Genomic DNA, 7,217 nt, shown 5'->3' on the forward strand with positions numbered 1-7,217 from the left:
CGGGGAGCATCTTCACCGGTCAGGTGGAAGCACCTGACCGGGATCTGCTCTCAGGCCGGCCGCACGCCCCAGGGATAGGGCATGCTGCCCTTCACGAAGCCGGTCAGGTTGCTGCGATAGGCGGTGCGGACAAAGAACTGGCCGAGCGGGATGGTGGCGACGTCATCCTGCGCCTTCTTGTTCACCTCGTCCGCGATGCGGCGCTGGGTGGCCTGGTCCGGCGCATCCAGCCAGGTCTGGATCAGCTCCTCCATCTCCGGGCTCTTGTACCAGCCGAACCAGCCGACCTCGCCGGTGCCCTTCACCAGGGAAGAGACCGCCGGGTTCAGATAGGCCATGGAGGAGCCATAGGTGTGGAAGATGGTCCAGCCGCCTTTCTCCACTGGCTCACGCGAGGCGCGGCGCTGCACCACGGTGCCCCAGTCACTTTCCATCAGGTCGACATTCATGCCGATCTTGGTCAGCACATCCGCCGTGAGCTGCCCATGCGGGCCGATCAGCGGGAAATCGGTGGGGTTGATGATCACCACCTTCTCCCCGCGATAGCCGGATTCCGCCAGGGCGGCCTTGGCGCGGTCCAGGCTGCGCGGGGGGCTGTTGAGTTCCGACAGGTCCTCCGTCGCCCAGGGCGTGCCGCAGGGGAAGAGGCTGTGGCATTCCCGCCAGATGGACTGGTCCTCACCCATCGTCACGCGCATGTAGTCCGCCTGGTTGACGGCCAGCGCCACCGCGCGCCGCACCTTCGGGTTGTTGAAGGGCGGGTGCAGGTGGTTCAGCCGCATCAGGCTGAGATTGCCGGCGGTGGCCAGGGTGTCGATCTTGACGTTGCGGTTGCGCTGCAGGGTCGGGATCAGGTCGCTCAGCGGCTGGTCCACCCAGTCCACCTCGCCATTGCTCAGCGCGGCGACGGCGGTGGCGGGGTCCGGCAGCACATGCCATTCGACACGGTTGTAATGCGCGGCCTTGCCGCCGCTGCTCCATTCCGGCGTGCCTTCGCGCGGCACGTAGCGGTCGAACTTGGCGTAGACCGAGCGGCTGCCGGTGCTGAACTCCTCCTTTACGAAGCGATAGGGGCCGGAGCCGATCACCTCGGAGATCTGCGTATTGGCATCGGTGCGCGCCAGCCGCTCCGGCATGATGAAGGCGACATTGGCATCGGGCTTGGCGATGGCATCCAGCAGCATCGGGAAGGGGCGGGTGAGCCTGATCTCGACGGTGCGGTCATCGGCCGTGCCCCAGCGCTCCACCACCTTGGCGAGCAACTGCCCGAAGGGGTCGCGCTTCGACCAGCGCTCCAGGCTGGCGGCGGCGTCGCGGGCCAGCACCGGCTCGCCGTCATGGAAGCGCAGCCCGTCGCGCAGCCGGATGCGCCAGGTCAGCTTGTCGTCGGAGACGGTGTGGCCTTCAGCCATCTGCGGCAGCGGCTGCTGTTCCGCATTCACGCCATAGAGCGTGTCATAGACGTGGTAGCCGTGGATCTGCGTGACGATGGCCGAGGTCCAGATCGGGTCCAGCGCCGTCAGATTGGCCTGCGGCACGAAGCGCAGGGTCGATGCCTTCGCCGGCTGGGCCAGGGCGGGGCGCGACAGGGCGAAGCCGCCCAGCGCTGCGCCCTGCAACAGGGTGCGCCTATGCATGATGTTATCCTCCCTTATCCCTTTGACGGGGACTTGGGAGGAGACTAGGCAGCCCTTCGCGAAGGGGTCAACGCGACAGTGCTTCTTCCTGCCAGGGCGGCGGCGGGTCTTCCTCCGCCGGGCGGCCGCGCAGCATGCGGCCCTTGGAAAGTTCGCTGACCACGCCGTGCAGGGTGCGAAGCTCCTGCGTCGTCACCTCGCCCCGGTTGAACCAGTGGCGCAGGTTGCGCACCATGCCGGCGCGCTTCGGGTGGTTGTCCAGGAAGCCGGAGGCGTCCAGCTCCCGCACCAGCCGTTCCAGGAAGTTGTCCAGCTCGCCCTTGGTGGCGACGCTGGTCTCGTTGGTCATGAACTGGCGGGGGGGTGTCTGGTCCTCCGCCGCGTTCCACCACTCATAGGCCATGATCATCACGGCCTGCGCCAGGTTCAGCGACATGTGCTTGGGGTTCAGCGGGTAGCGCACCAGCGTATCGGCGCGGGCCATGTCCTCGGCCTCCAGCCCGGCCCGCTCGGGGCCGAAGAGGATGGCGACGCGGTGCTCATCGCCCCGGCAGATCTTCACCAGCTCCTCCGCCGCGCCGCGCGCCGTATGCACCGGCACGATCACATGGCGCGGGCGCGGGCAGGTGGCGAAGACGCGGTGGCAGTCGGCGACCGCATCGGCCACCGTCGGGTGGACCGTGGCGGCATCCAGGATGCGGTCGGCGCCGGAGGAAGCATACCAGGCGCGTTCCTGCGGCCAGCCGTCGCGCGGGGCGACGAGCCGCAGGTGGAACAGCCCGCCATTGGCCATGGCCCGCGCCACCATGCCGATATTGTCGGCCAGCTGCGGGCGCACCAGCACGACGATGGGGCTTTCGCCCGGCAAGGGCGCCAGGTCGGCGCCGCCGTCACGGCCGGTCATGGTGCGGAGCTGGGGGCAGGGGGCTTGGTGCGCATGGCGCCCCGATAGCCCCGCCGCGCCGCCGGGAAAAGGGTTTAGCGCCCCCGGGCCAGAAAGGCGCGCAACTGCGCGATCTCCCGCTCCTGCGCCGCGATGATCTCCTGCGCCATGCGGCGCATCTCGGGGTCCCGGCCGTGCTCCAGCTCGATCCGCGCCATGTCGATGGCGCCCTGGTGGTGCGGGATCATGCTGGCGGCGAAGTCCCGGTCGGCGTCGCCGGTCAGCGGGATGTCCTGGTGCATCCGGGCCATCGAATCCCGGTAGGCACGGGTGGCGGGCGTCTCGGCGGCCGGCGCGGCGCCGTGGCCGGCATGCTGTGCCAGCACGGCGCCCGCCGGCGAAAGAAGCAGGGCCAAGGCAAGGGCGATGGACTTCATGGGCGCGGTTCTCCTGTGCATGCCGCATCAGATGCATCCTTGCCCCTATGGGAAGGCAAGCCCCGCCTGCCTTCAGTTCTGCCCGAGGCTGCCCACATCTGCGGGACGACAGCAGGATGCCCGCGCGCATGACAGCCCGTGCCCTTTCCGCCCCGGCGCCTTTCCTCAGCGCGCCATGGCGCGACCGCCAGGGGGAGTTCTCGCCCTTCAAGCTGGCCGTGCTGGTGGGCCTCTGCCTGCCGGCGCTCTGGCTGGCCTGGCTGGCGGCCACGTACTCGCTCGGGCCGCGCCCCTATACCGAGGCGATTCACCTGACAGGACTCTGGGCCATCCGCATCCTGCTCCTGTCGCTGCTGGTGACGCCGCTGCGCCAGATGCTGCGGCAGCCGCGGGTGATGCTGGTGCGCCGCATGGTCGGCGTGGCGGCCATGGTCTATGCCCTGGCACATCTGCTTCTCTATGTCAGCGATACGGGCTTCGACCTCGGCAAGGTGGTGTCAGAGATCGTGCTGCGCTTCTACCTGACCATCGGCTTCATCGCCCTAGCCGGGCTGGTAGCGCTGGGCGTCACCTCCACCGATGGATGGGTGAAGCGCATGGGCGGGAAGCGGTGGCAACTGCTGCACCGCATCGTCTACGGCATCGCCATCCTCGGACTGGTGCATTTCGTGCTGCAGACCAAGCTCGACGTCACCGAGGCCATGCTGACCGCCGGCCTGTTCCTGTGGCTGATGGGCTACCGCCTGCTGTCGCCCAAAGGCGCGGCGCCGCCGCTGTGGCGGCTGGCCCTGCTGGTGCCGCTGGCGGCGCTGGGCACGGCCTTGCTGGAGGCCGGTTGGTACGGCATCGGCACCGGCGCGCCCTTCTGGCCGGTGCTGATGGCGAACCTGGATGTGGAATTCGGCCTGCGCCCGGCGCTCTGGGTGGGGATCGTCTCGGCCGGGATGCTGGTGGTGGGCATTCTGGGCCGCCGCTTGCAGGCCCGGAAGCCGCCCCGGCGGCGTGGCGCGGCGCCGGCAAAGGAAGCCCATGCCGTCGGCCCCTGAAGCCCGCAGGCCCCGGCGCCCCCGGTGCCGCTGGAGCCTGTCCTGATGAACCGTCAGGGCGCGCTGCGGCGCATGGCGCACTGAAAAGGGGCGGCGGCCGGGGCGAGAAGGCTACGCGTCCAGCCGCCCGCCGATCGCGATGAGGGACTTCGTGAGGGCCAGGAAGCGTTCGGGGATGATCGTCGCATCCGGGAACAGCACCTTCATCTCCGTCGTGCTGAGCAGGTCGCAGCCTTCCACCACTTCCGCGGCATCCGAATAGCTCTCCGCTTTCTGGATCCAGCCGCGGTTCTTCTTCCTGATCAGCGCGATCCGCGCCTGCTTGGGGAGGAACTGAAAGCCGGGGACGAGGAAGTGCGGCTCGATCGGGAACCAGTAGTTCGGCGTCTGCACATAATACGAATGGGCGATCCGCCTTGTCTCGTCGGCGGTGCTCTTCTTGTCTTTCCAGGAGCCGACGTGCTCGATGAGCGAGTTCGAATGGGATATGTCGAACTGCTTGTCCCGGAACCCGTCAAGCACCCGGGCATCGGCGCCGATGTAGCGGAATATCCCGTCTTCCGCGCTGCTATCGCCGCTGAACTTGATGTTCGCCAGTACTACCTTGACGTTCCTCGACCGCAGATAGCCCTCGCAGAAAATTTCCCAGTATTCGCGGTCACCGCCAATGTCGACAATCGAGCATCCGCCCTTACGGCGATGCACTTTATCGATCATGTCACGCAGATATCTGCTGCGGGCGGTCCGCATCCTGGATGCCAGCGACGTTGGAACTGTGTTGTCCCATAGAAGAGTGCGAACAGTCGGCATCGGCGCCTCGCATTCTCTGTGAAGGTCTGCTTCGCTGGCGACGATAAAGGTGCGTTACGTGAGATGGTTCTGGTGCGAAGGTGGTAATACCGAATTGCTGTCCGCTGGCTGATTGACAAGCGCCAGAGATACCAGGGCTGGTGGAAGTCCCTTCGCCACCGAACCGAAGGCGCAGCGGTAAACCCCGGTGCCCATCATGGGCCGCCGCCGATGGCGGCCCATGTTCACTTCTGCCGCGCGGAAGCGCCTCAGGCTCGGCGCCAGGTGGTGCCGGCGACGGAATCCTCCAGCACGATGCCCTGTGCCGTCAGTTCCGCCCGGATGCGGTCCGCCTCCGCCCAGTTCTTGGCGGCGCGGGCCGCGAGGCGGGCGGCGATGGCCGCCTCGATCGCCGCGCTGTCATCCGATCCGCCCTGGCGCCAGGCCTTCGGGTCGGCGCCGAGCAGCCCCAGCACCTCCGCCGCCTGCCGCAGCGCCGCTGCCGCCTGGCCGGATGCAGGTTCCCAGTGCCGCCCGATGCGGCTGATCACGGCGGTGGCGGAACCACCCACGGTGGCCACATTCTCCAGCGTGCGCAGGTCGCGCAGGCGGGCGATGGTCAGCGGTGTGTTCAGGTCATCGGCCAGCGGCTCCAGCGCCCATTCGGCCATCTCGGCCACCAGGGCATCATCGGCCTCGGGTTGCGGCAGGTCGCGGGCCAGCAGGGCGTAGAAATCGTCCAGTTCGCCGCGCGCTTCCTCCAGCCGCTCCTGTGAATAGTCCAGCGCGGCGCGGTAATGCGTCTTCAGCAGCAGCAGGCGGAAGGCCTCTCCGGCCCAGGGGCCGTTCTGCAGGATGTCCCGCACCGTGAGGAAGTTGCCGAGCGACTTCGACATCTTCTCCCCGTTCACCAGCAGCATGCCATTGTGCATCCAGGTGCGGGCGAAGCGGCTGCCGGGGAAGGCGCAGACGGATTGCGCCAGCTCGTTCTCGTGGTGCGGGAAGAGCAGGTCGTGCCCGCCGCCATGGATATCGAATTCCGGCCCCAGGTAGCGCCAGGACATGGCGGAGCATTCGATATGCCAGCCTGGGCGGCCACGGCCCCAGGGGCTGTCCCAGCCCGGGGTTTCGGCATCCGAGGGCTTCCAGAGCACGAAATCGCCGGGGTCGCGCTTATAAGGTGCGACCTCGACCCGTGCGCCGGCCAGCATTTCCTCGGGTGAGCGGCCGGAGAGCTGGCCATAGGCGGGATAGCTCGGCACCGAGAAGAGCACATGCCCCTCGGCCTCATAGGCATGGCCGCCCGCGATCAGCTTCTCGATGATGGTGATCATCTGGCCAATATTGTCAGTGGCGCGCGGCTCCTCATCCGGGGGCAGGGCGCCGAGGGCGGCCATGTCCCGGTGGAAATCCGCGGTGGTGCGGGCGGTGATGGCGCTGATCGGCTCGCCGCTGGCCCGGGCGCGGTCGTTGATCTTGTCCTCTACGTCCGTAATGTTCCGGACATAGGTGACTCGCGGGAAACGGCGGCGCAGCAGGCGCGCCAGCACGTCGAAGACGACGACCGGCCGGGCATTGCCCAGATGCGCCAGGTCGTAGACCGTCGGCCCACACACATAAAGGCGCACATGCTGCGCATCGATGGGAGCAAAAGGCTCCCGCCGGCGAGTAGCGCTGTTGTGGAAGGCAAGTTCGGTCATCCAGCTGGGCCTGTCAGGGTCGTCGCGAAAAAGGAAAGGCGCGGATACTAGCCCGCCTTGCCCCTGATGGGAAACGGCGCGGCGCTTCCCCTGGATGCGCCAACAGCGCTGGGTCGAAATCACGTAAATTTGCGCAAAAACCCAGCTCAAGCCGCTTTTCCAGCCCTGCGGCGGTCGCTGCCAAGCTGAAGCTTGCGCCGCAATATGTATCATTAATGAATCTTATCTGAATAAATTCATTATCTGCCCGGTGCATCGCGCCTTCCGAGATATCTGCGGCGTGGCAACGTTTTTCATCAGCCTTTCGATATCAACCACTTATCCGATTTCGTGGCGCCGTCAATTCTGCGGCAAGGTCGTCATGTCAGGTTTTGTGCCGAGGCTTTTACGCCGAGCGTAAATGTGCGATCACGTTCTCGAGAGATCGCGCTTTTGTGAACACAATCGAAGACGAGCCTTACTGGCGCCGGGCGCCTTGGGGGCACGGGCGTCAGCGCGGTGGATCGAAGTCGTGGGCAAGCAAAACCAGTTTCATCGGCGGTATTATTCATGCAAATCAAGCTGAATCTCGAAAATGCTGGCGCCAATACTCTTCAGGGGGGCGTCACAACTTTCGGCCAGGTTTTCAAGCAAGGTGAGCTACCCGCCGGGTCTGGTCTCAAGGCTCTGGTGGGTGGCGTGGAGATGGCGGTCCAGCTGGACGTCAAGACCACCTATGCCGATGG

The 7,217-nt window shown here is 66.6% G+C and carries 6 protein-coding genes; 1 reads left to right on the plus strand and 5 read right to left on the minus strand.

Translation table 11 applies throughout. From position 1 onward, the window contains the following. Positions 1-50 precede the first annotated feature (50 nt). The 3 genes from EBE87_RS23655 to copM all read right to left on the minus strand — a co-directional run bounded on the left by EBE87_RS23655 (position 51) and on the right by copM (position 2,957). Complete coding sequence (locus EBE87_RS23655; RefSeq protein WP_120639305.1) at positions 51-1,637, minus strand: ABC transporter substrate-binding protein; 1,587 nt, start codon at positions 1,635-1,637, stop codon at positions 51-53. Between the two features lie 67 nt (positions 1,638-1,704). Continuing rightward, on the minus strand, positions 1,705-2,541 hold the full coding sequence (locus EBE87_RS23660; RefSeq protein WP_120639304.1) for an RNA methyltransferase: 837 nt from the start codon (positions 2,539-2,541) through the stop codon (positions 1,705-1,707). Between the two features lie 74 nt (positions 2,542-2,615). Next, entirely contained in the window at positions 2,616-2,957 is a 342-nt protein-coding gene (copM, locus tag EBE87_RS23665) for a CopM family metallochaperone (RefSeq protein ID WP_120639303.1), read from the minus strand. 128 nt (positions 2,958-3,085) lie between these two features. Here copM and EBE87_RS23670 point away from each other — a divergent pair, with 128 nt between their 5' ends. Continuing rightward, positions 3,086-4,003: a protein-methionine-sulfoxide reductase heme-binding subunit MsrQ gene (locus EBE87_RS23670; RefSeq protein ID WP_233553303.1), complete on the plus strand. Its 918-nt coding sequence runs from the start codon at positions 3,086-3,088 to the stop codon at positions 4,001-4,003. Between the two features lie 111 nt (positions 4,004-4,114). On the opposite strand, the gene EBE87_RS23675 is transcribed toward EBE87_RS23670, so the two are convergent. Then, positions 4,115-4,720: a hypothetical protein gene (locus tag EBE87_RS23675; RefSeq protein WP_120639302.1), complete on the minus strand. Its 606-nt coding sequence runs from the start codon at positions 4,718-4,720 to the stop codon at positions 4,115-4,117. Between the two features lie 341 nt (positions 4,721-5,061). Then, a complete protein-coding gene (gene cysS, locus EBE87_RS23680; protein WP_120639301.1) occupies positions 5,062-6,492 on the minus strand; it encodes a cysteine--tRNA ligase in 1,431 nt (476 codons plus the stop codon). Positions 6,493-7,217 lie beyond the last annotated feature (725 nt).

The organism is Teichococcus wenyumeiae, assembly GCF_003696345.1.
Taxonomy (GTDB): domain Bacteria; phylum Pseudomonadota; class Alphaproteobacteria; order Acetobacterales; family Acetobacteraceae; genus Pseudoroseomonas; species Pseudoroseomonas wenyumeiae.

Excerpts from the sequence above, each read along its gene's own strand:
- EBE87_RS23655 (WP_120639305.1), bottom strand. The coding sequence starts at position 1,637 with ATGCATAGGCGCACCCTGTTGCAGGGCGCAGCGCTGGGCGGCTTCGCC.
- EBE87_RS23660 (WP_120639304.1), bottom strand. The coding sequence starts at position 2,541 with ATGACCGGCCGTGACGGCGGCGCCGACCTGGCGCCCTTGCCGGGCGAA.
- copM (WP_120639303.1), bottom strand. The coding sequence starts at position 2,957 with ATGAAGTCCATCGCCCTTGCCTTGGCCCTGCTTCTTTCGCCGGCGGGC.
- EBE87_RS23670 (WP_233553303.1), top strand. The coding sequence starts at position 3,086 with ATGACAGCCCGTGCCCTTTCCGCCCCGGCGCCTTTCCTCAGCGCGCCA.
- EBE87_RS23675 (WP_120639302.1), bottom strand. The coding sequence starts at position 4,720 with ATGATCGATAAAGTGCATCGCCGTAAGGGCGGATGCTCGATTGTCGAC.
- cysS (WP_120639301.1), bottom strand. The coding sequence starts at position 6,492 with ATGACCGAACTTGCCTTCCACAACAGCGCTACTCGCCGGCGGGAGCCT.